The organism is Synechococcus sp. RS9907, assembly GCF_014279615.1.
Lineage (GTDB): Bacteria > Cyanobacteriota > Cyanobacteriia > PCC-6307 > Cyanobiaceae > Parasynechococcus.
Map to the genome: position 1 here is coordinate 1,858,536 of NZ_CP047944.1, position 26,435 is coordinate 1,884,970.

General features: G+C 58.7%; 24 protein-coding genes. 16 read left to right on the forward strand and 8 right to left on the reverse strand.

Features of this window, described 5'->3' with window-relative positions; translation table 11 throughout:
- Positions 1 to 119 precede the first annotated feature (119 nt).
- Positions 120 to 503, forward strand: coding sequence for a L,D-transpeptidase (locus tag SynRS9907_RS10350; protein WP_115010016.1), 384 nt, complete (start codon positions 120 to 122; stop codon positions 501 to 503).
- A gap of 14 nt (positions 504 to 517) precedes the next feature.
- Here SynRS9907_RS10350 and SynRS9907_RS10355 read toward each other — a convergent pair whose 3' ends face one another.
- The gene (locus tag SynRS9907_RS10355) at positions 518 to 967 is read right to left on the reverse strand and encodes a DUF1823 family protein (protein WP_188020944.1); all 450 of its coding nucleotides are present in this window, start codon (positions 965 to 967) and stop codon (positions 518 to 520) included.
- Between the two features lie 240 nt (positions 968 to 1,207).
- On the opposite strand from SynRS9907_RS10355, the gene SynRS9907_RS10360 reads away from it, so the two are divergent.
- The 8 genes from SynRS9907_RS10360 to SynRS9907_RS10395 are packed head-to-tail and all read left to right on the forward strand — an operon-like array spanning position 1,208 to position 13,578.
- Positions 1,208 to 2,431, forward strand: coding sequence for a sulfotransferase family protein (locus SynRS9907_RS10360; protein WP_188020945.1), 1,224 nt, complete (start codon positions 1,208 to 1,210; stop codon positions 2,429 to 2,431).
- 3 nt (positions 2,432 to 2,434) lie between these two features.
- Positions 2,435 to 3,445: a tRNA dihydrouridine synthase DusB gene (gene dusB / locus SynRS9907_RS10365; protein ID WP_188020946.1), complete on the forward strand. Its 1,011-nt coding sequence runs from the start codon at positions 2,435 to 2,437 to the stop codon at positions 3,443 to 3,445.
- Between the two features lie 23 nt (positions 3,446 to 3,468).
- Positions 3,469 to 6,453 carry a rhamnan synthesis F family protein gene (locus SynRS9907_RS10370; protein WP_255445877.1) on the forward strand — a complete coding sequence of 995 codons (2,985 nt, stop codon included), beginning with the start codon at positions 3,469 to 3,471 and terminating at the stop codon, positions 6,451 to 6,453.
- A gap of 8 nt (positions 6,454 to 6,461) precedes the next feature.
- Positions 6,462 to 7,400 carry a glucose-1-phosphate thymidylyltransferase RfbA gene (rfbA, locus tag SynRS9907_RS10375; RefSeq protein WP_188020948.1) on the forward strand — a complete coding sequence of 313 codons (939 nt, stop codon included), beginning with the start codon at positions 6,462 to 6,464 and terminating at the stop codon, positions 7,398 to 7,400.
- Positions 7,390 to 7,980 carry a dTDP-4-dehydrorhamnose 3,5-epimerase gene (rfbC, locus tag SynRS9907_RS10380; RefSeq protein WP_188020949.1) on the forward strand — a complete coding sequence of 197 codons (591 nt, stop codon included), beginning with the start codon at positions 7,390 to 7,392 and terminating at the stop codon, positions 7,978 to 7,980. Before rfbA ends, rfbC begins: the two co-directional genes overlap by 11 nt.
- Positions 7,977 to 8,861 carry a dTDP-4-dehydrorhamnose reductase gene (gene rfbD / locus SynRS9907_RS10385; RefSeq protein WP_188020950.1) on the forward strand — a complete coding sequence of 295 codons (885 nt, stop codon included), beginning with the start codon at positions 7,977 to 7,979 and terminating at the stop codon, positions 8,859 to 8,861. The genes rfbC and rfbD overlap by 4 nt, the downstream gene beginning before the upstream one ends.
- A 58-nt stretch (positions 8,862 to 8,919) precedes the next feature.
- Positions 8,920 to 10,056, forward strand: coding sequence for a dTDP-glucose 4,6-dehydratase (gene rfbB / locus SynRS9907_RS10390; protein ID WP_188020951.1), 1,137 nt, complete (start codon positions 8,920 to 8,922; stop codon positions 10,054 to 10,056).
- Positions 10,057 to 10,098: 42 nt separating this feature from the next.
- On the forward strand, positions 10,099 to 13,578 hold the full coding sequence (locus SynRS9907_RS10395) for a rhamnan synthesis F family protein (RefSeq protein ID WP_255446043.1): 3,480 nt from the start codon (positions 10,099 to 10,101) through the stop codon (positions 13,576 to 13,578).
- A 26-nt stretch (positions 13,579 to 13,604) separates the two neighbouring features.
- Here SynRS9907_RS10395 and SynRS9907_RS10400 read toward each other — a convergent pair whose 3' ends face one another.
- From SynRS9907_RS10400 to SynRS9907_RS10415, 4 genes are all read right to left on the reverse strand, one after another.
- Positions 13,605 to 14,813, reverse strand: a complete 1,209-nt coding sequence (locus SynRS9907_RS10400) for a sugar ABC transporter (RefSeq protein WP_188020953.1) — start codon at positions 14,811 to 14,813, stop codon at positions 13,605 to 13,607.
- 44 nt (positions 14,814 to 14,857) lie between these two features.
- Entirely contained in the window at positions 14,858 to 15,706 is an 849-nt protein-coding gene (locus tag SynRS9907_RS10405; RefSeq protein WP_255445883.1) for an ABC transporter permease, read from the reverse strand.
- The gene (locus tag SynRS9907_RS10410; RefSeq protein WP_188020954.1) at positions 15,706 to 16,467 is read right to left on the reverse strand and encodes a hypothetical protein; all 762 of its coding nucleotides are present in this window, start codon (positions 16,465 to 16,467) and stop codon (positions 15,706 to 15,708) included. The genes SynRS9907_RS10405 and SynRS9907_RS10410 overlap by 1 nt, the downstream gene beginning before the upstream one ends.
- Before the next feature lie 88 nt (positions 16,468 to 16,555).
- On the reverse strand, positions 16,556 to 17,071 hold the full coding sequence (locus SynRS9907_RS10415) for a DUF1997 domain-containing protein (protein ID WP_255445884.1): 516 nt from the start codon (positions 17,069 to 17,071) through the stop codon (positions 16,556 to 16,558).
- A 60-nt stretch (positions 17,072 to 17,131) separates the two neighbouring features.
- Here SynRS9907_RS10415 and SynRS9907_RS10420 point away from each other — a divergent pair, with 60 nt between their 5' ends.
- Positions 17,132 to 18,565, forward strand: coding sequence for a class II fumarate hydratase (locus SynRS9907_RS10420; protein WP_255445885.1), 1,434 nt, complete (start codon positions 17,132 to 17,134; stop codon positions 18,563 to 18,565).
- Between the two features lie 2 nt (positions 18,566 to 18,567).
- Here SynRS9907_RS10420 and SynRS9907_RS10425 read toward each other — a convergent pair whose 3' ends face one another.
- Positions 18,568 to 21,342: an RNA helicase gene (locus tag SynRS9907_RS10425; protein WP_188020955.1), complete on the reverse strand. Its 2,775-nt coding sequence runs from the start codon at positions 21,340 to 21,342 to the stop codon at positions 18,568 to 18,570.
- Positions 21,343 to 21,587: 245 nt separating this feature from the next.
- Between SynRS9907_RS10425 and SynRS9907_RS10430 the strand changes: the two genes are divergently transcribed.
- Entirely contained in the window at positions 21,588 to 21,818 is a 231-nt protein-coding gene (locus SynRS9907_RS10430) for a hypothetical protein (protein WP_188020956.1), read from the forward strand.
- On the opposite strand, the gene SynRS9907_RS10435 is transcribed toward SynRS9907_RS10430, so the two are convergent.
- The gene (locus SynRS9907_RS10435; RefSeq protein WP_188020957.1) at positions 21,815 to 22,735 is read right to left on the reverse strand and encodes a bile acid:sodium symporter family protein; all 921 of its coding nucleotides are present in this window, start codon (positions 22,733 to 22,735) and stop codon (positions 21,815 to 21,817) included. The two genes, SynRS9907_RS10430 and SynRS9907_RS10435, sit on opposite strands and share 4 nt — an antisense overlap.
- Before the next feature lie 54 nt (positions 22,736 to 22,789).
- On the opposite strand from SynRS9907_RS10435, the gene SynRS9907_RS10440 reads away from it, so the two are divergent.
- Genes SynRS9907_RS10440 through SynRS9907_RS10460 form a run of 5 tightly spaced genes read left to right on the forward strand, consistent with a single transcriptional unit; the run spans position 22,790 to position 26,169 of the window.
- The gene (locus SynRS9907_RS10440) at positions 22,790 to 23,929 is read left to right on the forward strand and encodes an 8-amino-7-oxononanoate synthase (RefSeq protein WP_188020958.1); all 1,140 of its coding nucleotides are present in this window, start codon (positions 22,790 to 22,792) and stop codon (positions 23,927 to 23,929) included.
- Entirely contained in the window at positions 23,926 to 24,615 is a 690-nt protein-coding gene (locus SynRS9907_RS10445) for an alpha/beta hydrolase (RefSeq protein ID WP_188020959.1), read from the forward strand. Before SynRS9907_RS10440 ends, SynRS9907_RS10445 begins: the two co-directional genes overlap by 4 nt.
- Positions 24,597 to 25,361, forward strand: coding sequence for a methyltransferase (locus SynRS9907_RS10450; protein ID WP_188020960.1), 765 nt, complete (start codon positions 24,597 to 24,599; stop codon positions 25,359 to 25,361). The genes SynRS9907_RS10445 and SynRS9907_RS10450 overlap by 19 nt, the downstream gene beginning before the upstream one ends.
- Positions 25,358 to 26,017 (forward strand): dethiobiotin synthase, encoded by a 660-nt coding sequence (bioD, locus tag SynRS9907_RS10455; RefSeq protein WP_188020961.1) that lies wholly within the window; start codon positions 25,358 to 25,360, stop codon positions 26,015 to 26,017. Before SynRS9907_RS10450 ends, bioD begins: the two co-directional genes overlap by 4 nt.
- Positions 26,014 to 26,169: a hypothetical protein gene (locus SynRS9907_RS10460; protein ID WP_170951106.1), complete on the forward strand. Its 156-nt coding sequence runs from the start codon at positions 26,014 to 26,016 to the stop codon at positions 26,167 to 26,169. Before bioD ends, SynRS9907_RS10460 begins: the two co-directional genes overlap by 4 nt.
- Before the next feature lie 4 nt (positions 26,170 to 26,173).
- On the opposite strand, the gene SynRS9907_RS10465 is transcribed toward SynRS9907_RS10460, so the two are convergent.
- Positions 26,174 to 26,434, reverse strand: a complete 261-nt coding sequence (locus SynRS9907_RS10465) for a hypothetical protein (protein ID WP_188020962.1) — start codon at positions 26,432 to 26,434, stop codon at positions 26,174 to 26,176.
- Between the last annotated feature and the right edge of the window lies 1 nt (position 26,435).

The following is a 26,435-nucleotide window of genomic DNA, read 5'->3' on the forward strand; positions in this document are numbered from 1 at the left end:
AGGCCAATCTTTCACCCTACAGAGACGCCATAAAGCCCAAAGACAAACTAAATTCTTTTGGGGCGAGACTAATGAGTCTCAATCGAGACAGCTAGGGCGGATCCAGTTGTTCCCTCGCCATGCTCGAGCTCGTCGCCAGCCTTGTGGTCGACCTCTCCGACCAACGCCTGACTGTCTATAACAGCGATCAGGAGGTGGTTCGCGTGATTCCGGTCAGCACCGGCAAGGCCTCAACACCGACGCCGATCTTCAACAGCAAGGTTTATACGAAGTACCGGTCCACCACGATGTATGGACGCACTTACACCGTTCCCGGGGTGCCGTTCACGATGTGTGTGAGCCCGAACGAGGCCATCTGTCTCCACGCTGCTCCCTGGCAGGAGAACGCCGGGAAACCCTTCGGCGTGCCCCGCAGCCATGGCTGTGTGCGCATGCCGCTGAACCACGCCCGTTGGCTGTTCCACAACACCCCGAAAGGCACACCCATCACGATTCAGGCCTGAGTTAGGCCACCGGATCACTTCACCGGCAGATCGCCGGGGTGCCCCTGCACCGGATAGGCAGGAGGGGGAAGCTCAGGGCCCAGGGGCCCCTGCTCCGGCAGGGGCTCGCTCCTCTGGGCCAGCCAGGCCAACAGCCAGTTCACGGCGGTAGCCCGTCGGGTTCGGCGGGGGTACAACTCACCGATGCGGTACCCCGCGAAATTGAGCTGTTGTTTGAGCAGCTGTTTGTGTTCCTTGGGAACCGAGCGGGTCAAACGAACCGACGCCGGACGCTCCGCGATCAGCTCGGGAGCCTCAGGGAAGGCGTCGGCCCATCCAGAGGGTGTGTCGGGACCGGCGCACCACTGCGGTTCAGCAGGCTGATAGCCCAGACGCTCCCAGATCCTTTCGCAGACAAAGCGATCGCTGCAGCGGTCCTCCAAAATCTGATTCAACAGATTTCGACTGAGAGGCCAAAGCTCCATCGCCATAGGCACACAGAACATCAATCAAAGATACAAAACACCAAACCTGTAAACTTTCTAAATAGACTGAGCTGGCCACGGCGTGGTTAACCGATTCACGACCAAGCTATTCCAAATCTTCATGAAGACACGGCTCATCAGAAAGATGGACCGACCAAACCGCCTGTGCCAATGAAGGATCCCTAACTGCATAAAATTGGATCACCAGTGATAAAAAAACAGAACAAAGCCGTCGAGATCATGAGCCTCAAAGGAGAACAAAATACTCTAGAGATAGATCAAAAAAATTCTCTTCAAATTGTATTCATCACAGGGATGCACAGGAGTGGATCGAGCGCGCTGTCTCGAGCCATGTCAACCCTTGGCATTGATCACAGCGACAATTTAATGAGAGCGAGCGAAGACAACGTCAAGGGCTATTGGGAAGACGAGGATTTTGTCACTTTCAACGACGACCTCTTAAGGCAGACAGGACAACTTTGGGATGAACCAAAACTTATCAATCCCGAAGAACTTATAGCTTTAGCAGAGAGTCAAGGGACTAATGCATGTTCACTCTTAAAAAGCAAAGCCAAAAACAAAGAGATTATCTGCTTCAAGGACCCAAGACTTTGCAATCTCATACCTTTCTGGCAAAAAGCCTGCCAAGACAACGCAATAAAATGCTATTTCATTGCCTCACATCGAAACCCATTACCAACAGCTTGCTCCATACACAAGCGTGACTCAATTGGCGCCGAAAAAGCGCTTTCCATATGGTGCACTTATTACATCAATCTACTCGAAAGCCTGAGCCCAAGCGAACTATTAATAATCAATTACGACAACCTAATCAGCAATACACGCAACGAAATTAAAGCACTCTCCGCCTTCCTGAACAGACAAATCAACGAAGACAGATTTAAGACCTATTCCGAACATTTTCTCGATAAAAACTTGCGCCACTACCAACAAATATCTCCAGAACCAAGCCCAATTGATACCGCCAGCCGAAAAGTTAACACTTTGCTGAAAAATTTCAATCCAAATGTCATCAATTACGAAATTGAGCTCAAAAGCGCATTAGCGGTCGCCCGCCGAACCTTAATTGAAGCCAATCAAGACCTATCAGGCAAAAGCACTGCATCTAAATTCAAAGACCTTTTCGCTATTCACTACAAAAAATCAGAAGAACACCAAAACGAAATACGCAAACTAAAACAAGACATTCAAACCTTGCATTCTTGGATCAATCAAAACAAAGAACAAATACTGGTCACCAAAAATGAGCTCGAACGAGTCAAGCGCCTCCGACAATCAACAAGAAAGCGCTACCAAGATGCCATGAACGAATTCGATGACCTGACCAGAACAATCTGGTGGCAGCTTTCTGCTCCATTAAGGGTCGTTTTTTCATCACGACGAGACAAAACCAATCTTCGCGCACTTAAATCCCGCAGCAAACGTAAACCCCTCAAGGACTGAAACATGGTAAGTCCATTTTTCGAGAATCCTTTATTCCTCGAGGGCAATGGGAAGTCGCGCCAATTGCATTCGCGAGTGCTCCAATCGCCACTGGCCGGTGTAAGTGACAGGGTCTTCAGATCACTTGTTCGAGGCTGGGCACCCGATGCCCTGCTCTTCACCGAAATGGTGAATGCCACCAGCCTCGAGATGGGGCATGGGCTCTGCAAGGTGGAGTCGCTCGCCGAGGAATCCGGGCCCATCGGCGTGCAACTGTTCGACCATCGCCCCCAGGCCATGGCTGATGCAGCACGACGGGCTGAAGCCAGTGGGGCCTTTCTGATCGACATCAACATGGGCTGCCCTGTGCGCAAGATTGCCCGCAAAGGGGGTGGTTCCGGCTTGATCCGTGATCCAGAGCTCGCCATCAAGATCGTGGAAGCGGTGGCAGATGCCGTGGCGGTGCCCGTCACGGTGAAGACACGCCTGGGTTGGTGTGGCAGTGATGCCGATCCCGTGCACTGGTGCCAACAGCTGGAACAAGCCGGTGCACAACTGCTCACACTGCATGGACGCACCCGCGAACAGGGCTTCAAGGGCGCTGCGGACTGGAGCGCGATTACCCAAGTAAGAGAAGCCCTCACAATCCCCCTGATCGCGAATGGCGACATCAACAGCCCCGACGATGCCCTGCGCTGCCTGAAGCAAACCGGCGCAGCGGGAGTGATGGTGGGCCGAGGCACGATGGGAGCTCCATGGCTGGTGGGACAGATCGACGCCGCCCTGGCCGGTCGTGCAATCCCCGCCACACCCAACCCGTCAGCACGGCTTGCACTGGCCCGCGATCAACTGAACGGTCTGGTGGAGGATCGCGGCGACCACGGGCTGCTGATTGCCCGCAAACACATGGGCTGGACCTGCACGGGCTTCCCCGGCGCCTCGCGACTGCGTCATGACCTGATGCGAGCCCCCACGCCCGCCCAGGCCAGGGATCTGCTGACCCAGCAGATCGATGCCTTTGCCGCGTCCGCTTGACTGGATGCCCCGACGATCAGGGCGTGGAGCCTGCATGCGGTCAAGACAACAGCACGCTTGATGCTCAGGCCTGGCAGCGCTGGCGGTCTGGTCGCGCCGGCGCCGAAGAAATCGAGCATTGGCAGCAACAGCTCCACCAGCAGCTTCCCTGGCTCCCACAAGACCTGCTGGATCCGTCGTTGCTGCCCATCGCTCTGTTGCGCAACCCGAGCCAGTGGTCCCCTGAGGACAGCGGGCTGGATCCCATCGATCTTCTGGCCTGCCACCGGGACCTCACAGACACCAAGCAACTACTGCGCAGCGGTCGCCTGGGCGAAATCGCCCTGGGACAGCGCAGCCTGTTCATGGATTTACCGCCGGTGCATCTCCAGGCCTATCGGGATGGGTTGAGACCAGCAGCACGTGAAGACTCCCTCAGTGCCCTGGAGCACCTCGGGGGCATCGGCCGTCAACGCTTCCAGCAGGGACGGCCCCTAGGCATGGATCTCGATCGCTACCAGCCCCCCCGACCGGACCCGGCACCAAGCGGGCCCACTCCCTCAGCGGCCTCGATCCTGGTGGTTCTCCACCCAACCCCACAAGAAGCAAAGGCCGAGTCGGCGCGCAACTCACAACGAGAAGGTTGGGGCCAGATCCGACACGCCTCCCTCGAAGATCCCTCTGGATGGATCAGAACTCCATTCCCAGACGACGAAACCCTCGTCAGCTTCTGCCACGCCAGTGATCAGCTGGATCCCCAGGCAGGCCTGCGCATGGCCCACTGCGCAGCGCAACACCCTGAAGCGGTGTTGCTCACCAGCGATGAAACCCTGCGCTGGAGTGACGACGCAGGCATTCCTGCGGGGAACCGCCAGAACAGAACAGCCATCACACCGTTTCGACTGCTCTGCCGGGGATGCATCGGCGGCCTGGTGACCCTGCGCTGGTCGACGCTTCAACAGCTGAAGCTGCCGGCATCCACCGGTTCGCTGCATGCCCTGCTGCTGGATCTGGCGCTGCAGGTTTGCCGCCGCGGCGACGCCGTGGCCCACTGCTCGGAGGTGTTGCTGCAGCGATCCATCCGAGCGAACCCGACCGTGCCCGACGTTGCCTCCCCGGCCGACCGCCACTGTTGGACCCCTGAGCTCAGCACTGAGATCCTGGCGATCAGCCAGCGACACAGCCCCGGCTTTCTCCTGCCGGGCGGGGAGCTCACACCCACTCAATCGCTGGGCGCCTGCCATCAGCTGCAGCTCCGCCCCGACCCCAGGGTTCTGGTGTCGGTTCTGATCCCATTTCGCGACCGGGTGGATCTCACCCAGAGCTGCGTCGCCTCCCTGCGCCGCTGCGCCGGAGCTGTGGCCTACGAGCTGATCCTGATCGACAACGGCAGTGAGGAGGCCGCCACCAAGGCCTGGCTGGACGCACAGGCACAGCTCGATGACGTGTGCGTGGTGCGGGTGGACGAGCCGTTCAACTATTCGCGGCTCAACAACATCGGCCGCCGCCATGCCCAGGGCAGCCATTTGTTGCTGCTGAACAACGACATCGAATTCCGATCCGCCGAGGTGCTTCAGGCACTGCTGGACCCCTTCGCCTACCGCAGCACCAGCGCCGTGGGGGCCAGGCTGAACTACCCCGACGGGAGCATCCAGCATCAAGGAGTTGCCCTGGTGAAGGGGGAGCGCCGCTGTGTGGTGGAGCCTGGCAAACACCTGCACAGCCCCGCCGTGCTGGCCACCCTCACCCCCCTGCTGGTGCAGGAGGAATTCACTGCCGCCACCGGAGCCTGCCTGATGCTTCGCAGCAGCGATTTCGATCGCATTCAAGGCTTCGATGAAGATCTCGCCGTGGTGTTCAACGACGTGGACCTCTGCCTGCGTCTGAGGCAAAGCGGTGGTTCGGTGGTGGTGACCCCGTTTGTGGAGATCGTTCACCACGAATCAATCAGTCGCGGCAAAGACCGCGAAGGCGCTGCACTGGGCCGGCATCAACGGGAGTCGGGTTATTTGCGGGCCAAGCACGCCGAGCTGTTCGCCACCGGTGATCCCCTCACCAGTTCATGCATTCACCCCCACAGCAATCGCTACCAACCCCGGGAGCCCGCGCCGCGCTCGAAAGGCCCGGTGGCCGATGCCGTGCTGATGCACTGGAGACATCCAAACTTCCAGCCCAGCCATCAACGACCGATCGTTGTGCTGGCGCATTTTTCAGCCGACAACCGGTTTCGGGACGATCTCTTCCCCCTGATTGATGCCTACCAGCGCTTCGCCGACGTGATCGTTGTGTCGTCAGCCAGCGGGCTGCGCTGGCATCCACGAACCCTGCATCGGCTGCGCCAACGCTGTGCCGCGCTCGTGATCCGGCGCAACCAGGGGTACGACTTCGGCAGCTGGAAAGCAGCCCTGAAGCTGCATCGGCAAGACATTGAACAGGCGGCGTTCGTGGTGCTCACCAACGACAGCTTCTGGGGACCGATCACGCCCCTCGACGATCTGTTCCGACGCCTGCACGCCAGCACAGCGGATGTCATTGGGCTGACGGACGATCTGATGTACGAACCGCATCTGTCGTCCGCCTTCACGGCTTACAAACCCAAGGCATTGCAATGCCCCAGCTTTGATCGCTTCTGGGGGGGCCTGCAGATCTGGCCCCGCAAACGGGACCTGGTCAAACAATGCGAGGTGGGCCTACCGGTGCAGCTGCGGGCAGCTGGACTGAAGCTCGAAAGCCTATACACCCACAACGCCAACGGCAATGTTCTGCACTACGCGTGGAAGGAGTTGATTGAGCAACGGGGCTTCCCCTTCCTCAAGGTGAGCCTGCTGCGCGACAACCCCACCAGGCAAACCGTCGACAGCTGGCCCGAGGTGATCGGCCGACGCAACCCTCAGCTGGCGGCCAGCATCAAACGCCAACTGCGGCCGAAACCAGGGTTACAGCAACTGCTTGAACGGCTGCGCCATCGACTGAATGGAAGTGATCGCAAGGGGGCTCATGCTGTAATGGCGCCGACTTCACCTCGGTGAGCCAGTCGATGAGCACCGCATCCAAGCGACTGGGAATCATCCTGGCTGGGGGGAGCGGCACGCGGCTGCATCCGATCACCCAGGCCGTCAGCAAACAGCTGCTGCCGGTTTACGACAAGCCGATGATTTATTACCCCCTCAGCACCCTGATGCTGGCGGGGATCCGCGAGGTGCTGATCATCACCACCCCCCACGACAGGGAGTCCTTTCAGCGCTTGCTCGGCGACGGCCACCGCTGGGGCATGACGATCGAGTACGCCGTGCAACCGAGCCCGGACGGTTTGGCCCAGGCGTTTCTGATTGGTGCCGACTTCCTGGAAGGCCACCCCGCCGCCCTAGTGCTGGGAGACAACCTCTTCCACGGGCACGATCTGGTGCCCCAGCTGGTGAACAGCGACGCTCAAGCCCAAGGGGCGACGGTGTTTGCCTACCCCGTCAGTGATCCCGAGCGTTATGGCGTGGCCGAATTCGATGCCGATGGCCGCGTGCTGAGCCTGGAGGAAAAACCTCAGAAGCCCAAGAGCCGCTACGCCGTGACTGGGTTGTATTTCTACGACGACAGCGTCGTGGAACGGGCCCGCCAGGTGAAGCCTTCAGCACGTGGCGAGCTGGAGATCACCGATCTCAATCAGATGTATCTGAATGAAGGGTTGCTGCGGGTGGAATTGATGGGTCGTGGCATGGCCTGGCTCGACACCGGCACCTGCGATTCCCTCAACGATGCTGGCAGCTACATCCGCACGCTCGAACATCGCCAGGGGCTGAAGGTGGGCTGCCCGGAGGAGGTGGCCTGGCGCCAGGGCTGGATCACGGCGGAACAGCTGGAACAACTCGCTCAGCCCCTCAAGAAGAGTGGTTACGGGTCCTATCTCCTTCAAATGCTCGAGGAAAGCGTGAGCGATCACGCTGCCCTGCAATCCAGCCTGGAGGTGAGCCATGCAGCTTGAACAACTCAAAACACCGTCCGGCGAGGTGATGCAGGGTCCCCTGCTGATCACGCCCCAGGCCTTCGGCGATGACCGTGGCTGGTTTTACGAAAGCTGGAACCAACGCAAGTTCGATGAAGGCGTCGGCGCATCGGTGCTGTTCTCGCAAGACAACCACTCCCGCTCGATCCAAGGCGTGCTGCGGGGACTGCATTACCAGCTCTCGCCGGAACCCCAGGCCAAGCTGGTGCGTGCCACGGTCGGAGCGATCTACGACGTCGCCGTCGACATCCGACGCAACTCACCAACCTTTGGCGCCTGGATCGGCGCTGAACTGAGTGCCGAGAACAAAAGCCAGCTTTGGATTCCTGAGGGCTTCGCCCACGGCTTTCTCACCCTCAGCGATGTTGCTGAAGTGCAATACAAGGCGCGAGGGTTCTGGAACAAGGCTTGTGAGCGGGCCATTGTCTGGAACGATCCAGATCTGGCCATTGCCTGGCCGATCGAGCGGCTGCAAGGGGTCGAGGTGAGCCTCTCGGGCAAAGATGCCGAAGCAGCAGGGTTCAAAGCCGCTGAGGTGGCTGGAGACGTTTTCCCATGAAGGTGCTGCTCACCGGAGCTGGCGGTCAGCTGGGTCAGGCTCTGATCGCTTCCGCCCCTGAGGGACTCGAGCTGGTGGCCACCAGCCGTCAGCAGCTGGACCTGGCGGACCCTGAAGCCTGCCGCGGCGCTGTGAAACAGCACCAGCCCGACTGGGTGCTCAACGCCGGTGCTTACACAGCGGTGGACAAGGCCGAATCGGAGCCCGAACTGGCCAACGCCGTGAATGCCGGGGCACCGGAGGCCTTCGCCCGCGCTCTTGATCAACAAGGGGGACGCCTGCTCCAGATCAGCACCGACTTCGTCTTCAACGGAACCCAGGGAACGCCGTATCAACCCGAGCAGGCCCGCGACCCTCTCGGTGTTTACGGAGCAAGCAAAGCTGCTGGAGAAGCGGCGGTCCAATCGATTTTTGGAGCAGGAGGCCGGGGTCTGATCCTGCGCACCAGCTGGGTGATCGGGCCCGCGGGCAAAAACTTTGCGCTCACCATGCTCCGCCTCCACCGGGAACGGGATCAACTGGGTGTTGTCGCCGATCAAGTGGGCTGTCCCACGAGCACCCTCAACCTCGCTCAAGCCTGCTGGCAAACCCTTCAGAGCGCTGGTGACCGCGAATTGCCAGCTGTCATGCACTGGAGTGATGCCGGCGCCGCCAGCTGGTACGACGTGGCGGTAGCCGTTGGCCAAATCGGTGCTGAGCTGGGGCTCATCGACACACCCGCAGCCGTTCAACCGATCACCACAGCGGACTACCCGACACCTGCTGAACGGCCGGCCTATTCGCTTCTTGACTGCACCGCCACCCGAGCCGCCCTGGACCTCAACGGCGAGCACTGGCAGCAAGCGCTGAAAACCGTGTTGCAGCAAGCCAAAACGCCATGAAGAGCGACTGAGTCCAACACTCCAACCCCAAACAACGCCCCACCACCCGCTCTCACCAATGGTTCCGTCCATGCCTTCCGCCTCCGACCTGCTGGGAGATCGCCGCAGAGTTCTGGTCACCGGAGGTGCAGGCTTCATTGGCGGCGCCGTCGTGCGCAGGCTGTTGCGGGAGACAACAGCCACCGTCTTCAATCTCGACAAGATGGGCTATGCCAGCGACCTGTCCTCGATTGAGGAGGTGCTGAGCGAACTGGGGGGCGCGGCGAACGATCGGCACAGGCTTCAGCAGGTGGATCTGACCGATGCAGCAGCGGTTGAGGCTGCGGTGCGGGAGGCCGACCCCGATCTGGTGATGCACCTGGCAGCGGAAAGCCACGTGGACCGATCCATCTCCGGCCCTGGTGTGTTCATCGAGAGCAACGTCAACGGCACCTACAACCTCCTGCAGGCGGTGCGGGGCCATTACGAGGGCTTGAGCGGGGAACGCCGTGATGCCTTCCGGATGCACCACATCAGCACCGACGAAGTCTTCGGGTCCCTGGGCGCCGAGGGGCGCTTCTCAGAAACAACGCCCTACGACCCCCGCAGCCCCTACTCCGCCAGCAAGGCCGCCAGCGATCACCTCGTTCAGGCCTGGCACCACACCTTTGGGCTACCTGTGGTGCTCACCAACTGCTCCAACAACTACGGCCCATGGCAGTTCCCTGAAAAACTCATCCCTGTGGTCACCCTGAAGGCAGCTGGAGGTGAATCGATTCCTCTCTACGGCGACGGGCTGAATGTGCGGGATTGGTTATACGTGGAGGACCACGTCGATGCCCTGCTTCTGGCCGCCTGCAAGGGTGAATCCGGCCGCAGCTACTGCGTGGGTGGCCACGGTGAGCGCACCAACAAAGAAGTTGTTCACGCCATATGCGAGCAGTTGGACCAGAGCCGCCCTGGATCAGCTCCCCACGCCAACTTGATCACTCCGGTGACCGACCGTCCGGGCCACGACCGCCGCTACGCGATTGACCCGGGCCGCATCAGTTCCGAGCTGGGCTGGAGCCCTCGCCACAATGTGGAACAGGGCTTGGCGGAGACTGTGAACTGGTACCTATCCCATCAGGAGTGGTGCAGCAAAGTACGCGAGCGGGCGGGATATGACGGCAGCAGATTGGGCATAAAAACAACGAGAAACGAAGCCGACGAGTGATAGGTTTCGACCCACTTTTCAAAGACCTGCTTGTTGAGCGGCATGCCTAAGCGACGTCATCCGCTCTCCACTCTCTCCAACTCGACGAGGCAGGCCCTTAAACGCTCTGCTTCTGCAATGGGGAAGCAGAAGATTCTGCCCAAAGCACTTAGAAGGCAGCTCAACCGACTGGGCCAAACCAGACACCCAAGCCCTCCCAACAACAGGCGCAAAAAGATAACGCCTGAACTTCAGAATTACCTCAAAGAGCTACAAAATAGAGAGACAAGCAGAAAGATAATTCGCGACTTCCGTGAATTAGCTCATTACGCTTACGTTTTCGACATTGAGTACTACAAAGCTCAACTCGAACCCGAAGAAGCCGGGAAAATCATAAGCATCGGGGATGCAATCCTCCATTACTGCCGATCGGGCCATCGACAGGGCATCGACCCGAGCGACCTATTCGACACAGAAAACTATCTGAGCAAATATCCCGACGTTAAAGAAAGTGGACTCAACCCGATGGTCCACTGCTTCAAGTTCGGCATGAACGAAAGCCGCTATTCAATGGACAACATCCATTTCATGCGAAAAATGGCCGATATCAAAAGGCCTGATCCAAACACACTGGACTGCATTCAAGACGAACTAAAAGATAAAAAAGTTGGCGTTTTCCTGCACATCTTCTACCCCGAACTGGCTGAAACAATTGCCACCTACCTCAAGAACATACCCTGCAGTATCGACGTCTTTATTTCCACGAGGAAAGATTCAGTCGAGGCCCTACAAAGTACTTTCGCACAGGTTGACAATGCACGAACGATCGAAGTCAGACACTTCAGCAATATCGGACGCGACGTCGCTCCATTCATCGTTGGCTTTAGAGATCAGATCCTCAATTACGACTACATCCTCAAGCTGCATTCCAAAAAGAGTCCTCACAGCAATGCACTCAGCGGCTGGTTCCTTCACTGCCTCGACAACCTGATTGGCAGCGAAGCCATCACAGCAACCAACCTCAAAGCCCTTCAATCCCCACGAACAGGAATTGTCTATCCAATTGAGAACTACGCCATCAGCCTTGGGATTAAACACGATTCCTGCTGGGGTCATGAAGATGGCAACTACAAAAAAGCCAATCCCTTCCTGACACGCTTCAATCTCGACCACATCACAAGAGACAGCGAGTTCCGTTTCCCCACTGGAACAATGTTCTGGTGCAAGCCAGCACTCCTGAAACCCCTGCTTGACTGGAATCTCACCTGGAAAGACTTTGACGAAGAAGGCGGGCAGATCGACGGGACCATCGCCCACAGCATTGAACGACTCATTGGCCTGTCAACCACAGAACTATTCAACCAAGACCTGAAAACGACCTACTGCGGATACTTCCTCTCAAAGCAACATCTAACCGACAAATCCATCATTGAAGGCCGGAACAAGCTCAAAATCCAGGGCTTTGAAAAAGTCATCCAATTCAAACCTCAGCAGCTCGAGCCAGACTGGTCACGACACAACAATATCGACCCAAAATCACTTCACATCCACTGGGTCATACCCAACTTCACACCTGGCCTTGGTGGCCACATGACCATTTTCAGAACGATTGATTTTCTGGAACGTTGTGGCCACCAATGCACAATCTGGGTTCATTCTGAACTCAAAGGCAACGACAAGCCAAGTCGTCTGAGCTGGCTGCACAAACGTGTTATCGATCAACATTTCATTTCACTACAAACCGATCAGGTCTACATGCTTGGCAACAACCAGGAAGATCTTGATCGCATCAGTGGCGATATCGTCATTGCAACAGACCGGATGAGCACCTACCCGGTACTTGGGATGAGGAAGTTTCAAAAAAGATTTTATTTCGTTCAGGATTACGAGCCCTACTTTTTTGCACAAGGAACCTCGAGCATCCTCACCGAACAATCGTATGCATCCAAAAATAACTTTGCTTGCATCTGTGCCAGCCCTTGGTTGAAGCAAAAGATGGAAAGCTTTGGCAACTCAGCTGTTTCCTTCCCCCTCGCTGTTGACCACAGCATTTATCACCCCAAGAGCGAACAGCAACGCAGTGATCATGCGATTGCTTTCTATGTGAGACGCAGCACACCCAGAAGGCTTTATGAACTGGGGCTGCTTGCCCTAAGGGAACTGTTTGATCTGGGCGACCATTTTGAAATCATCACCTTTGGCGAAAAAGATCTACCCGATCTGGGAATTCCTGTGAAAGTGCGTCATGCAGGAATTCTTGATGCCGACGACTTGGCGAAGCTCTATCGCCAATGCACCGTTGGATTGGTCCTTTCAGGAACCAATTACTCCTTGGTTCCCAACGAAATGATGGCCTGCGGGCTGCCGGTTGTTGACATTGATGCTGAACACACGCGGGTGTCCTATCAACCCGACACAGCTGTCTTGGCCGAAGGAACACCAGCAGGCCTGGCCTCAGCATTAAGTCGCCTGTTGAATGATGTGTCGTTCCGGGAAAACTGTGCCAGAGCCGGGCTCGCCGCCACCGCACACCTCAACTGGGATGGCTCCAACAAATTGATTGAAACTTTCATTCAAGAGTCACTGCCAGCAAGGCCAGTGCAACCTCAGCCGGTTAAACCATCCACTCCCTTGGTGACGGTTGTCATTCCCGTCTACAACGGGGGCACAATGCTCAAAACCGTCGTTGAGGCCTGTCTCGCCCAGGATCTCAATGAAGAGTATGAGTTGTTATTGATCGACAGTGCCTCCAGCGACGGAGGCCTGAAGGCACTGCCTGAGGACGAGCGGCTGCGGATTCACAGAATTCAGAAAGAAGATTTCGGCCATGGGCGTACCCGCAACCTGGGCGTTGAGCTGGCCCGAGGTGAGTACGTCGCTTTCATCACCCAGGACGCCATCCCCGCAAATCGCATGTGGCTGATGAATCTGATCGCCCCACTGCAGAGCGACCCCAATGTGGCCGGTGTTTTCGGCTGTCACATCGCCCATACCGATCATGGACAACTCACTGCCCATGACCTTGATCAGCATTTCAACCGTTGGATTTTCAGGAGCCATCGACAACCGATTGAGCTGGATGCTGGGCGACAGACAGCAAATGGCGTTGTCTCAACCCATGAACGCTTCTACTCCGACAACAATTCCTGCCTGAGGAAGTCCATCTGGAAGACTCTGCCCCTGCCCGATGTGGTCTACGGCGAAGATCAGTTATGGGCGCAGGAAATCCTCAGAAAGGGCTACAAAAAAGCCTATGCATCAACAGCTGTTGTACGCCATTCCCATGAATATGGTTTTCGCGAAACAGTCGTGCGCGCCAACACAGAGTGGCACTTTTACAACCAAATGCTTGGCGAAAAACTGCCTACAACAAAACAACAGGTTCTGCAAATGGTTGAACGCTCTTGTGCAAGTGATCTTCAAGCACAAAAATCGTATCCAGACATCAGCAATGACGATCTCATGAAGCGCCGGAGGCTTCATTTCGCACGAGCCTGTGGCTACTACCTAGCAGGCAGAGGGCGTGGTGAGATACGCCCTTAGTAGTAGATCGAAAATTTGAGACTAATTTAGCTTTTACGCATTGCATTAAGCAGGAAGCCGCCCACACCCCAAGCCACAACAACAATTCCAATAGACGCGAGGAAAGCTTGCCAACGCCAGTTGTTATCAGGCCCAACGGGCAGCTGTGACTGACTCAGCACAACCACAAATTTGAGCTGGCGCTGGCTCTCGCGACGACTATTATCAGCCGCCAAACGAGCAGATTGTAGATTTGTGGTCGCGTACTCAACATCCGAGATCAACTCGGCTTCTTCAAGCACAAGGGCGTTCAAATCTCGACCATCTTTGCTGAGAGCACGGTCTCTCTCCTGACGAATCTGAAGCTCAAGCTCCTTCACCTGGTCTGCAACAAAGGCCACCTCAGGGGCGTTGGGATCCCGGTATTGACGACGCAATGCCGCTTCTTCAACTTTCAATTCAACCAGTTGAGATTCAAGACCAGAAATGAATGAACTTGTCGTGGCTTGTTCAGTCTCAACACTCAGATTCCCATGCTTTTCCCTGAAAAGCTCAAGCTTTCTAGTTGCTGCTTTGAGGTTAATTTCAGCGAGGTGCACCTCTTTCTTGGCAAATAGATTTTGATCAGCATTGATGGATTGGTTGACCTCATTCACAAAACGCCGAGACTGCTTGAGCAACGCATTGTTTAGATTGAAAGCCTGTTCTGGCGTAAATCCTGACGTGGTCAAAATAACTGAACCGCTCAAGGGCTGAGGCGCAGCAGACAGTTGTCTGCGATAAAAATCAAGCTGCTTGGGTGCAGAAGTGTTGGCACGCAAGCCAGTCCATAAATCCGGGAACTTGATGCGATAGTCCCGCTCAAGCTGTTTCCCATCAGGAAACAAACGAGCCTTAACATCAGAAGATTCAAGATAAACTTGGAGGTACTGACCATCCACGAGGGATGTCAGTACTTGAGGAGCCGCAGCTGCTCCAGCCAAAACTGAAGCCGATGATCCCTGCAGGGGCATCGCCTGCTGGATGACAAATTCAGAAACAGCTGTATAACGATCCCTACCAATAACAAAACAGTACAACGCTGAAGTAGCCAGAAAAGCTGAAATCAGAAACCTTGGCTTAGTAAACCTCTCAAACCGCTCACGCCAGACCGGAGTTAGCCGGGGGAAACTCAGTGAACTAGTGATCCGATAGGATGATGCCAAATCGTTTTTCTGAGAGGTTGAAGAACTGGAAGTCGGAATGAATTCAGGCATAACCAAAAATTAAATCAAAAAAAGCAAAAGACAACAATCAAGAATTATTCACTATTGGACTCAAGCAACAACGACTCATTTGTTCGGTACAAAATAAGCGAGAAACCAAAAAGAACCAACGAACACCAAATCAGATATGCAAGAGAAATATCGGGTATTGGATATTGATTATTCAAAGAATATCTAAACAGTTCAACAGCATGAAGGACTGGATTCCAAGTGACCAAAGGCCTCACATACTCGGGCAGCTCAAAAGTCGCAAAAAATATTCCAGAGGTAAAAATTATCAATCGATTCAAAATACGCTTGACAATCCTGGTAATCCATTTATTGAGCCTACCCAGAAATACAAGGCAAATCCCAAAACCCAACGCCATCAAGACAGTTATCAAATAAACACTAATCGCCAACCCTGGACTATCAAGCTGGAAGCTCCAGGTGAAATACCAAACCAGTCCTAGAATCCCAAGAGAAATCGTGGCTAAAGCTCTGAAGTCGTTAAGGGCCATAGCCAAAAGAATATCCAAAGGCTTAATCCTGGGGTAATACAGAGGCGCCCTTAGCTTCAATCCGCTAAGAGCCTTAATCGCGACCATTCGGAAGAGGAAGGCAATACAAAATCCAGATGCTATAAACACAACAATATTGAAATACATATCCGTCGATCCACCAGCTGCGTACCTACTTGAGCCCCTTAAAAGACTGAATCCAACTCGCATGCCGATGAAGAACAGCATGATTTGTAATGGATTAACAATACTTTCCCATGCCCCAATCGAAGATCCTGTTGACCTCCTGTCGATATCATAGGAAGAAATTGCGAAAACGATCGCGACCTGACGTCGCATTCCTAAAAACAACCTGCTAATAAAATTCATAATACTGATACCCACTAAATAAAGTCATCCGCCCCATCATCCGAAGAATCCAAATTGAGTAGATTTAAGCCAGTCCCAAATTGCTCATCGTCTGAGTCCGCAGAATTAGATACTTCAAGATTTTGATCAGCCCATCGAATAGCCTCATCAAGACCGCCAGAAAAGAGAAGTTCTCCAAACTCCCCCAAGACAAGACCATCTGTACAAAATTCACGCTGAAAGGATTTATTGGCTGAGGTAGACACAAGAGTCTTAGACTCTAACTGATTATGCAAAAATGGCCGGAGGGGCTTAGCAGACTTAGACATTAAAAATTTCGTCCTAGGAATCAAATACAAGTCAAACGAAAAGAGAACTGATACCGCTAAAAAGAAGTAATCTTTTTGCAGAAGAGAGAGATCTCTGATGATCAATCCGGAATGTATTTCCATTCGCGACAGCAGATCCCAAAAAAGATCCATCCTCATGAAGGACTTTTCAAGGCAATCTCCATAGACTGCAACAAGAAAATCCAGGGCATGGGAAATCCGCAACTTACTGTCCAATCCTCCTTCTCCACCAACAGGCCAACCAATCACACCATCAAATAAGATTTGACCTGAAATTGGCGCAAGATGTCCAGCCAATGCCCCAACCAGTTGGTACTTTAAGAATAAATTATTTGTAATAACAGCAGTTCTCTTCCCCTCCAAAAAACTCCAGTTCCAAACATTTTTAAAACCAATTGACGAGTCTGACGGGTCGCAACGTAGAGAGAAGTCACGGAAGGTCAACATCGGTCTGGCTGAAGCAGTCCCACTCACCACAACACCAGACGTAGAAGGATCCAATTCGCCGACCTTACCACCAGGAAATCAAGCAGCTTCAGGGGTGTCGTGCAACCCATTTCAGAGCACCTTTGATCAATCCTGTACGACAACGCTTTTCCAAGCGATCCGTCACCAAACGCAGTGCGAGATCTCCGGTGCGGTGCAGCAGCGGCTTCGGCAACAGAGCCCCTGCTCCATTCGGGGTGAGTTCAAGACTGAGCTCTGCCTTGGCCATCAACCGTTCCTGCTCGGGTCGGATCCAGGCCTGGCACTGGAACTCGACCAGGTCCTGCAGCCGCCCGAGGCCATGAATCGTGCAGTACTCAAAAACAATGGTGAGTTGATCGCCATCCCAGCTGGCGCGGAACACCACCTCAGGCTGAAGCTGGAAATTCAGCAACTGATAGGGCCGGGATTCATACAGAAAGCGGCCATCCGCGAGCCGCTCCACCTTGTTGCGGTTCAACAGTGCCTTCAATGGGCGCCCAGGCTGCATCAGATAATCCTGCAGCTGAGGCAGAGAGGCATCAGGCACCTGCAAAGCGATGCCATGGGAGCGGTGAACCTGCACCGGAAACCACCGAAACAGTTGATGCGGAACGATGGCACGACCAACGGACAGTGATCACGGATGATCGATGCAACGCTCGATCGCGCCGAGGATCCGATGACGCAGCCGTTCAGGATTGAAACCGACAGCCTGGGTGGCATTGAGGTGGCATCCGAAGCGCTCTGGGGAGCCCAGACCCAGCGGTCGCTTCAGAACTTCGCCATCAGCGACGAACGAATCCCGCTTGAAATCATCCAGGCCCTGGCCTGGATCAAGCGTTCCTGCGCAACGGTGAACGGCCAGCATGCGCTTCTGAACCCTCAACAGGTGGAGCTGATCTGCACGGCGGCCGATGCCATTGCCGCTGGCCAGCACAACGATCAGTTCCCGCTGCGGGTCTGGCAGACCGGAAGCGGGACCCAGACCAACATGAACATCAACGAGGTGATCAGCAATCTGGCGTCTCAGGCTTCAGGCACCGCCCTCGGCAGCCACACCCCAGTGCACCCAAATGACCACGTCAATCGGTCGCAATCCACCAATGATGTGTTTCCCGCAGCGATCCACGTCGCCGCGGCCAAGTACCTGAAGGACGGACTACTGCCGGCTCTCGATGCCCTGGTGCGGGCCTTGGATGCCAAAACTCAGGCCTGGATGCCCATCGTCAAGATTGGCCGCACCCATCTGCAGGATGCGGTGCCCCTGCGGTTGGGCGATGAAGTGGGCGCCTGGCGGGATCAACTCAAGCAAGCCCAGGCATGGCTGGAGGACTGTCTGGTCAGCCTTGGCGATCTTCCCCTGGGAGGCACCGCCGTGGGCACGGGGTTGAACACGCCGCCGGGCTTCCGCCGTGCCGTTGCAGAAGAGCTGAGCCGGGTCGCTGGCGTCAAGGTTCGTCCCGCTGACAACCTCTTCGCGGTGATGGCCGGCCATGACGCCCTCGTTCAAGCGATGGGCCAACTTCGCCTGCTGGCGGTGGCCCTGCTCCGGATCGCCAACGACGTGCGGCTGCTTGGGTGTGGCCCTCGGGCAGGTCTGGGCGAGTTGCGGCTGCCCGCCAACGAACCCGGCAGCTCGATCATGCCGGGAAAGATCAATCCCACCCAGTGCGAAGCCATGGCCATGGTCTGCACCCAGGTAATCGGTCTCGATGGCGCCGTGGCAGCCGCTGGCGCAGGCGGCCATCTGCAGATGAATGTCTACAAGCCCTTGATCGGCTTCAACCTGCTGCAGTCGATCCGCATGCTCAAAGACGCCATGACCAGCTTCCGCCAGAACCTGGTGGAGGGTTTGGAGCCGGATCGGGAGCAGATTCAGCGGTTCGTGGATCGCTCCTTGATGCTGGTCACCGCCTTGACCCCCAGCATTGGTTACGAGAAGGCCAGTGCCATCGCTCAGCATGCCCACCACCAGGGGTTGACGCTGAAGCAGGCGGCCCTGGAGCTAGGCCACATCAGCGAAGCCGACTTTGATCAGCAGGTGAATCCCGGTGCCATGGCCGCTCCGGACGCCTGAACTCAGGCGGCCCGCTCCGTTGCCGGGTTGAGCGCAGCGGAGGCCGGCACCAGATCCTCGGCCTCGGCCACGGGGAAGCGGTTGATCGCTTTCAGAGCCTGACGGGCATGGCTGCGCAGTTGCTCGCTGATCGCTTCGCAGTAGGGCACCTGGGCCAGAAGGTCCACGGTGCGGCGCATGATGCGCACCACATCGCCCTCATCCAGCGAGGTATTGGCGATCAGATCGCTCCAGGAGGTTCCCCGCGCCCAGGCATCCACAAGGCCCATGAGCTCGGGTTCCCACCAGGCCGGCACCACCACACCGGCGCGTTCCTGGGCCCGCAGCAGCTCGCGACGCAGCCCCGAAAGGTCCTGCAGGGCTTCCTCAGCCGCCGCAGGAGGAGGGAAGCCACTCCACAGGTCGGGGCGGTTGACCTCGGTGCTGATTGCCTCGAACACCGCCGCCAGGTCTGGGGGGGAAAGGTCATCGAGATGGCCACTCATCAGCGCTAGCCCCAGCCAGAGTTCGTTGTCGCCCCGCAAGGCAGCAACGGTGCGGCCGATCTCCGTGGGATCCAGCTCATCAAGACATCCGAAATGCTGCAGGATCTCCATCAAGGCCAGGAAGGTCTCCCAGTGGCGGTTAGCCCGCTGATGCAACAGCTGCTGCCGTTCAGCGATCTCCAGCTCCAGATCTTCCATGCGCCGGCGGTGCTTCTTCAGCTGTTTGCGATCTCCCCAGCGATGGGCCGGATGCTGCTCCTGCTCCTGCTCCAGATCCCGCACCAGTCGGGCCTGGGTCAACACCTCTCCGGCCAGGTCGTATTGCGGGGTGGTCATGTCGTGGCGCCGGGCCATGTGGGCCACGGCTAACGCCAAACCACCACTGGCCTGATCGCCATGGCGCAACTCACCGGAGCGGGACAGCTCCGGGACATCCAGCCCATCCACCTGCAGGCAACTGAGCTCCGCATGGATGCTCACCACGGCCTGACAGGGCAGCAGGATCCAGACGTTTTCATCGGTCAGGCAGAGCAGCAGCGGGAACTGACCGGGCCCCTTCACCTTCTCAACGATCACCGCGGGCGCAACGCGCCCCCGCAGCTGCGGCGATTTGAGGCTGACCAGGGTGCCGGTGCTGGCGAACTGCAGGGCCATCGTCAGCTCATTGGCCAGCGTCTCCTCGGCCTGCTGCTGAAGGATGCGGAGCAAGCGCCGCTCTTCGCGGAGCCGCCCACGCATTTTTTCGTAGTCCTCAAAGTCTTCCCAGGGAATGTCGCCAGCGACGCCCTCCAGCTGGCTGAGTTGCAACCGCAGCTGGGACAGGCTCTCCTCGTCCTCCACGAGGTCCAGCCCCGCCAGGTAGCGGCCAAAACTGCGCTCCACCAACTCTCGGGCCTTGGCCAGATCGTGGCGCTGCAGCAGGTTGAGAACCATGCCGTAGCTGGGGGTGAACTGGCTTACCAGGGGGTCGGCGGGACTTGTCGCCAGCTGACCTGCCTCACGCACACCTTCGAACCGGCTTTGCACCGTCACGACGTAGCCCTGAGAATCGAGGCCCCGCCGGCCGGCCCGGCCAGCCATCTGGAGGAACTCACTGCCCATCAGCGGGCGATGCCCCCGCTCGGTGCGCTTGGAGAGGGCCGCAATCACCGTGCTGCGGGCCGGCATGTTGATGCCTGCCGCCAGGGTCTCCGTGGCGAAGACCACCTTCACCAACCCCTGCTGGAAGAGCTCTTCGATCAACTCCTTCCAGGCGGGCAGAACACCGGCGTGGTGGGCCGCGATGCCCCGCAGCAGCGCATCAGCGTGGATTCCATCCCGAACGGCCTCGGGGTTGTCGTGGCTGTAGGCGGTTAGGCGTTCCTTGATCCGCGCCTGCTCCTCCTGGGTCACCAGGCACTGCACCCCCAGATCACGCACCGCCTTGTCACAACCGCGCCGGCTGAAGATGAAATAGATGGCCGGGAGCATCTGCCGCTCCGCCATCTGAGCCACAACAAAGCTGATCGGTGGTGGCTCGGGTTGCGGCGGCCTCTGGGAACGCCCTTTGCGCTTGTGCCCCTTGGGCGCGCGCCAGACCTTGCAGTTGGGATGAAGACCCGTACCGGCTTCGTTCAGCAGTGGATGCAACCCCTTGGCACTGCAGAAGCTGAACTGCAGCGGCACCGGCCGGTGATCACTCATCACCAACGTGGTCGGACCATGCACCTTCTCGATCCAGTCGGTCAGCTGCCCGGCATTGGCCACGGTCGCGGAGAGCGCCACCAGCTGCACCGTGGGTGGGCAGTGAATGATCGACTCCTCCCAGACCGTGCCGCGCTGGGAATCGTTCATGTAGTGGCACTCATCGAGCACCACCGCTTCAACATCAGCCAGGGGATCGTCATGCTCATCCGCCTCGGCGTAGAGCATGTTGCGGAAGATCTCCGTGGTCATCACCACGATGGAGGCCTCGCGATTCACGCTGAGGTCACCGGTCATCAAACCCACGTTCTCCGCACCGAACTGATCGCGGAAATCGCGCAGTTTCTGATTGGAGAGAGCCTTCAGCGGTGTGGTGTAGAAGACCTTCTGGCCGTGGGCCAGGGCGCGATGAATGGCGTATTCACCGATCAGGGTTTTGCCAGATCCTGTGGGGGCACTGACCACAACTGAATGTCCCTGGTTGAGGGCATCCATGGCCTCCAGCTGGAAATCATCCAGCTGGAAGGAAAAGATTTCTGAGGGATTCAGTGGGGCACTGCGATCGACATCGGGCTCGGATCGGGGCGTGGCCGGTGTCGATTGGTTCATCAAATGATCTTAAGGAGCCTGGCTGAGCACTCTTTTCAAACAAGCGATAAGCCACGCCAATGCAATCAATCAGATGTGCCGACCTCCTTTGACGGAACCAAGCCAGATCATGAAAAATAATGAAGAGAATGCTTCGAGCCTTGGTGAGCCCACCGGGGCTTTTTTTGTGCCTGCCTGCGCTGCGGCGAAGGGTGACAGGGGCACTGCGCCGGTGCCATGACAGAGGGGATTTAGGGCCACTGCCTGTGACCAGCTCTCAGCTCACCAAGCCGCGGCCGGCTGAAGACACCCTGATCGATGCCCTGAGGGGCTGCCGCGACGTGAAGGAGCTGAAGGCCCTCGAACAACGCCTGGCATCCACCACCGATGCGCCGCCGCTGTTCACCTGGATCTGCGATCTGCTCGTGGCACGACGCATCTCCCGTGGCCTCGCCGCCCGCCTGCTGTTTGAACTCCACAACGGGGACTCGACCTAGGGCGACCGGCGCCTCCACACGGCAGCAAGGGCGCTGCCGATCAGGCAGTGAATCACTGCAGAGATGGCACCCGGCAACGCCGTGAGGGGACTGGTGAACCCGCCACTGCGGGCGAGCACCACGGCCAGTCCTGAGTTCTGCATGCCCACCTCGATGCTGATGGTGCGCTGAGCCTGCACGCTCTGCCCCGCCAGCCGGGGAATCAGCCAACCGAGCAGGAAGCCGCCGCCATGCAACAGCAGGCAAGCCAGGATCAGCACGGGCCCCTGCTGACGCAGCACAGCCGTCTGGCTGCCCACGATGCTGGAGACGATCATCACGATGGCCATCACCGCCAGGGGAGGCATCACCGGCTCAATCCGCTGGGCCACACCGGGCAGACCACGCTTGAGCACCACCCCAACGGTGACCGGCAGCAACACCACCTGAAGCACGGCCAGGAACAGGGCCCAACCGTCCACCGGCACGTACTGGCTCGCCAACACCTGCGTGAGACGCGGGGTCAACACCACCGCCGCCAGGGTGCTGATCGTGGTCATGACCACCGACAGCGCCACATCGCCACGGCCGATCAGAGCCACCACATTGCTGGCGGTCCCCCCCGGGCAGCAGCCAACCAGAATCAAGCCCACAGCAAGTGGGGCAGGCAGATGAAGCGCCGCCGCGATCCCAGCGGCAAGGGCCGGCATCACCAGGAACTGCGCCAGCACCCCCAGCAACATGGCGCGGGGGCGTCGACCCACCCGCACGAAATCAGCGGGTGTCAACCCGACGCCCATGCCGAGCATGATCACGCCGAGTCCAAGGGCGATCAGTGGCCCCTTGAACCAGATGAACAGCGGGGGATGCAGCAAGGCCAGCAGAGCTCCCAGCAACGTCCAAAGCGGAAAGAGCAGAGTGAAACGCTCCCAGGTCATGACAGTCAGAGGACTGCGGCCATCCTTGTTCAGGGCGGATTCCAGACTGTTGTGATGCGGGACCACGCTTCTCCCATCCCCCCAGCCCGCCGTCGACGCCTGCGGAGCTTGAACTCCGGCCAGGAGCCCTGGCAGCTGCAGGATCCCGCCGGAGCCGGTCAGCTGGTTGATCTGGCGAGCAACGACTACCTCGGGCTCAGCCGTCATCCCGATGTGCTCGCAGCGGCATCGGAGGCCATGGCCTGCGATGGCGTTGGTGCCGGTGGATCTCGGCTGATCACCGGAACCCGACCACGCCATCTGGAGCTGGAAGCAGCTCTCGCCACCTGGCTGAACCGTGACCGGGTGCTGCTGTTCCCCAGCGGATTTCAAGCCAACATCGCCGCCCTAACGGCCCTGAGTGACAGGCACACCACCGTGTTGGTGGACCGGCTGATCCACCACTCGCTGCTGGCCGGCGTCCGCACCAGTGGGGCGCGGCTGCAACGCTTTGCCCACAACGATCTTGAAGATCTCGACCAGCGGCTGCAGCGGCTCAAGCCGACAACACGGCCACCACTGGTGGTGACGGAAAGCCTGTTCAGCATGGAAGGCACCAGCCCTGATCTGCAGGGCATCGCCGACCTTTGTGCCCACCACGGCGCACAGCTGCTGGTGGACGAAGCCCATGGCCTGGGGGTGCTGGGGCCCGGCGGCCGTGGGCTTTGCCATGGACTCCAACGGCCTATGGCCTTGGTGTGCGGCACCTTCGGCAAGGCCTTCGGCAGCGGAGGTGCATTTTTGGCTGGGGACCACACCACGATGGAGCGGCTGCTGCAAACCAGTGGGGCCTTCCGTTACACCACGGCCCTGGCCCCACCGCTGGTGGCGGGAGCCCAGGCTGCCCTGCGCCTGATCCAAGCCCATCCCAACTGGGGAAGCGAGCTGAGCCAGCGCTCGGAACGCTGGAGGACAGCACTGGCGCACCAGGGCTGGGCGAAACCGGCAGGACACGGCCCCGTTCTCCCGCTGTTGGTCGGGGACGACCAGGAGGCGCTCGACCTCCAGCAACAGCTGGAGCAGGCGGGGCTGCTGTCGGTGGCGATCAGGCCGCCCACCGTGCCGGAGGGGACCGCCCGTTTGCGCCTGGTGCTGCGGCGGGACCTGCCGGAGGGCACATTGGAGCAACTGCTCGCAGCCCTCGGCTCTCGATGATGCAGGTCCTGGCGATGCATGGTTGGGCTGGCCAGGCCGGCACCTGGTCCCACTGGCGTCAACGCTTTGAAGACGGGGGAGCGAAATGGTCCAGCGCGGACCGGGGCTACAGCGGCGGTGAGACCGTTGCTCCGGCATGGCCCCCTGGCCCAGGACGCAACCTGTTGATCGCCCACTCCCTGGGGCTGCACCTGCTGCCGGCAGCTGTGCTGGCGCAGGCCGATGCGGTGGTGCTGCTGGGGAGCTTCAGCGCCTTCGTGCCCCACGGGCGCGCAGGGCGCGCGGTGGCGGTGGCTCTGAAGGGAATGCAGGCGGCCCTGGGCACCGACGAAGAACTGATGATGCTGGAGCGCTTCCTCGACAAAGCCGCTTCACCCCATGCCCGCAGCGCCCTGCCCCCGGCCCCCCTGCTGGGGGGTTTGACGAGCCTGGGGCGCCAGCGGCTGCAGCAGGATCTGGAGCTTCTGGCGCGCTGCCAGAGCCTGCCAACGGGCTGGCCTGAAGCGGTGCCTGTGCTGGTGGTGCAGGGCGAACAGGACGCTGTGGTGCACGCCGCATCAGCACAGCAGCTGATCGATGACCTCGGAGCGCAGCCGCTGACCCTGCATCGGGATCCGCATTGGGGCCACGCACTGATCACACCAACGGTGCTCTCGGTGGTGCAGCAATGGCTGGGGGCCCTGTGATTCGCCCCGACCAGGTGCTGGAGCGCTTCAGTCGCGCAGCACCGACCTATGCAGGCGAGGCGTTGCTGCAACGGGCGATGGCCTGGCGCCTGGCCCAACTGAGCTGTCGCTGCTCCATCCGGCGCGGCCTGTGGGCTGACCTCGGCAGCGGCACCGGTCATCTGGCCGCAGCCCTGGAAGTCGCTCATCCAGGCCAGCAGGTGATCCGTCTTGACGGAAGTGCCGCCATGTTGAACAGCCACCCCCATGGAACCCACACCCTGCGGCATGACCTGAGCCGCGGGTTACCGAACTGGAGTGAGCCTCCGCAACTGCTGGCCTCCAGCTTTGTTTTGCATTGGTTGCCGGATCCAGCCCAGCAGCTTCGGCGTTGGGTGGATGCCCTGCCAAAGGGGGGCTGGCTGGCCCTGGCGGTGCCGGTGGCTGGAAGTTTTCCGCAATGGCAGCACGCCGCCCGGGCAGCGAATCAAACCTGCACGGCCTTGTCCATGCCGGTGCGGGAGCAACTGATGGCAGCCCTGCCGGATGGGGTGGTGCAACGGGACGAGTGCCTGAGCTTCACCCAACGCGCCGCCAATCCACTGCGGCTGCTGCGACCGATGAGCAACATCGGCGCCTCCGTCACCAACGGGTGCCAGCTCTCCCCAGGCCAATGGAAGGCCGTCTTCCGGGCTTGGCCCCAAGCCGATGCATCAGCCGGGTTCGCCCTGACCTGGAGGATGTGGGTCCTGATGGTGAAGCGATGAACGGCAGCGTCAGTCGCCTGGTGGTGTGCGGAACCGACACGGACGTCGGCAAAACCGTGGTGAGCGCGTGGCTCGTGCAGGGGCTTCAGGCCAGCTACTGGAAACCGGTGCAGAGCGGACTGGAGGGCGGCGGTGACCGCGAACGGGTGCGGCAGCTGTTGAACCTCCCGCCGGAACGGATGCTGCCCGAGGCCTATGCCTTCCGAGAGCCGGTCTCCCCCCACTGGGCCGCCGAACTGGACGACACGCCACTCGACCCTGCCCAACTCACCATTCCCCCGCATCAGGGATCCCTGGTGGTGGAGACGGCTGGAGGGTTGATGGTGCCCCTCACCCGCAACTGGCTCCAGATCGATCAACTGGTGGAGTGGCAGTTGCCCATCGTTCTGGTGGCCCGCAGTGGACTGGGCACCCTCAACCACACCCTGCTCAGCCTGGAAGCGTTGAGACGGCGGAATCTCACGGTGTTGGGACTGATCCTCAACGGCCCCCTCCATGCCGACAACCCGGGGACCCTCAAGCAGTTCGGTGACGTCCCCGTTCTGGCGCAGCTCCCGCCCCAGGCCTCGCTCTCAGCAACGGTTCTGGAGCGGCTTTGGCACGAGCAGAATCTCACCACTACATTCCGAGACGTGTTGAAGCGCTCGTCCCCGTGACTTCACGTCAAACCCTGGCGACCCTGGCTGTTTCAGCACTCTGCGTTGGGATTCTGGTGCTGTTCACCGACATCGAGGTGCAGCTGGTGCGCTGGGTGAACTGCAGCGCCATCGCCACAGAGGCGGAAAAGAACAGTGACGTCTGCCGCTGACCCCTCAGCCAAGGGCCTTTGAACCGGTGGGGCAGGTGCCCAGACGCATCGCGGCATGGCGCACGGCGACCCGCAGCGGCCATCCGTGACTGAGTTCAGCCTGGATCACCTCCAGCTGGGACGAGGACCAACCCCGCAGCTCGAGATCATTGCGAATCTCTTGCCAGTCGCCCTCAGGGACAACGAGACGTCGCTTGGCCGACGGCTCAGGCCGCGTGGTGGGAACAAAACGCTTGGATGGACGACGGGTGCGTGGGGCAGCCATC